Below are 1,857 nucleotides of genomic sequence, written 5' to 3'. Positions count from 1 at the left end.
GCCGATTTCCTGAAAGTCCTTTCGATTTCCGACAATGACCGATTCGGCGAGGTGGTCGACATCAGTTTCGATGGCTCGGTCATCGCAGTCGGCATGCCTGCCGAGGACAGTGACGATGGCAGCAACAATGACAACCTGCCAGGCTCCGGTGCCGTGGCCATTTTCGAACAGAACGGTTTGGGATGGCAGCACGAGTTGAACATCAAGGCGTCAGGCATGTCGGCCAATGACCGTTTTGGCGAGTCAGTCTCGCTCAGTGGTTCGGGCAAGCTGCTCGCCGTCGGCGCGTCGGGAGAGGACAGCAGCAGCAACGGCATCAACAGCACCGTAAATGATGACGGTTCGAATACGGGCGCCGCGTACCTTTACAAGCGAGACGACGTGCTCGGCAACTGGAATCGCGTCCCCATCGCCTACCTTAAAGCATCGACCACCGCCGACCTCGATCGCTTCGGCGTGGGTGTTGCACTTTCCAGCGACGGCACCGTGCTGGCAGTCGGCTCGATGGGCGAATCGAGCAGCAGCGAGGGCATTGACGAGTCTGAGAACGATGCCGCACCAAGCGCAGGGGCTGTGTACGTATTCAGCGTGGAAACCGATGGCCTGGCCACGACCGTGGAACAGGTCAGACGCGTCAAGGCCAGCAATCCGAGCGAAGATGACCGTTTGTCCAACGGTGCCGGTCTCGCACTGAACGACGACGGCAGCGTGCTGGTCGCCACCAGCGCACACGAGGACAGCAACAGCGACGGGGCAGAAGACCCGGCCGCCGCCGAATCAGGTGCCGCCTACGTTTACTGATGATCAAATCGGCAAGCTGATCAAACGAAACCGCCCTTCGGGGCGGTTTCTCTTTATTCTTCCGTGCTGTTTCGAATCCGGTCCAGCAGCACTCTCGCCTTGTTCCGCGCTTCATCACGCCGGTGCGGATCGCGAATCAACGCTTCAAGGTCATCCGCAATGGCGTCGATGCCACTCATTTCCCTGTCCGGGTCGTGGCGGTCTGCCGCACCAAAGAGATTGATCCAGTCTTCGGTCTTGCGGCCAAAGCGGACCACAGCGTAGAACCGCCGGCCCTTGTCGTCGCCAGGCACGAGAAGGTCGATGAGTGCGGCTCCAATGGATATCGGGCTCAGCAACAGATCCCTCAGGCCATCCACCAGCAACTTGCCCTGGAACAGCAACACGTCTTTGAAAGTCTGCCAGCGTGGTTCGGTCATCTCACCTTTCCTGTTGGTGTTCATTGCCGACAATGCGGCAACTCTGCTCTGCCCATGAAATTCGTGTCCATGCCGAACCAGACAGCATTCTGCTGCGCATCGAAGAACATGTGTCGCACGGCACCGCCGGAGTCAGGTATGACCTGGTTGACTATGAAACGTTCCTTGCGGGTATCGAAACCGATCCAGCGATTCGGCTGTGGTCCAGTCTCTACGTACCAGATGCAGCCGTCATCATCCGCGATCATGCCGTAAGGCCTGGAACCCTCGGCCGATGGCGATCGCCATTCCTTGAAGGTGTCCGATGCGGGGTCGAAACGGCCAAGATAGCCCTGCGCATAATCGACATACCAGACCTGACCATTCACCATGGCAATCCGGCGCGGCCTCGCATCTTGTCGAGGAATCGCCTTCGTTACCAGCTCGCCACTGGCGACATGGGCAAGATGGTTACTGCCTAGCAGGACAATCCAAGGCATGTCGGAAGCATCCAGGACGATGCCGTAGGGTCGGCTGCGCTCGATGGGCATTTCCCATTGCTGGATCTTGCCGTTGCGAGGATCAAGGCGACCCACCGCATTACTCCACTGCGCCGTGAACCAGATCGCGGGACCGGATTCCTGTACCAGGGTGTGAG

General features: G+C 59.1%; 3 protein-coding genes. 1 reads left to right on the top strand and 2 read right to left on the bottom strand.

Features of this window, described 5'->3' with window-relative positions:
* Positions 1–801: FG-GAP repeat protein (locus tag R3217_10770; protein ID MDX1455926.1), on the top strand; the 801-nt coding region annotated here is incomplete at its 5' end.
* A gap of 53 nt (positions 802–854) precedes the next feature.
* Here the strand turns inward: R3217_10770 and R3217_10765 are convergent.
* Both R3217_10765 and R3217_10760 read right to left on the bottom strand, forming a co-directional pair.
* Complete coding sequence (locus tag R3217_10765; GenBank protein ID MDX1455925.1) at positions 855–1,220, bottom strand: hypothetical protein; 366 nt, start codon at positions 1,218–1,220, stop codon at positions 855–857.
* 20 nt (positions 1,221–1,240) lie between these two features.
* A partial coding sequence (locus tag R3217_10760; protein MDX1455924.1) for a lyase occupies positions 1,241–1,857 on the bottom strand: 617 nt, incomplete at its 5' end.

The organism is Gammaproteobacteria bacterium, assembly GCA_033720895.1.
GTDB lineage: Bacteria > Pseudomonadota > Gammaproteobacteria > Natronospirales > JAJUFS01 > JAWWBS01.
The sequence above is the reverse complement of the archived record's forward strand: the minus strand, read 5'-3'. Positions and strand labels throughout refer to the sequence as shown.

Excerpts from the sequence above, each read along its gene's own strand:
- R3217_10765 (MDX1455925.1), bottom strand. The coding sequence starts at position 1,220 with ATGACCGAACCACGCTGGCAGACTTTCAAAGACGTGTTGCTGTTCCAG.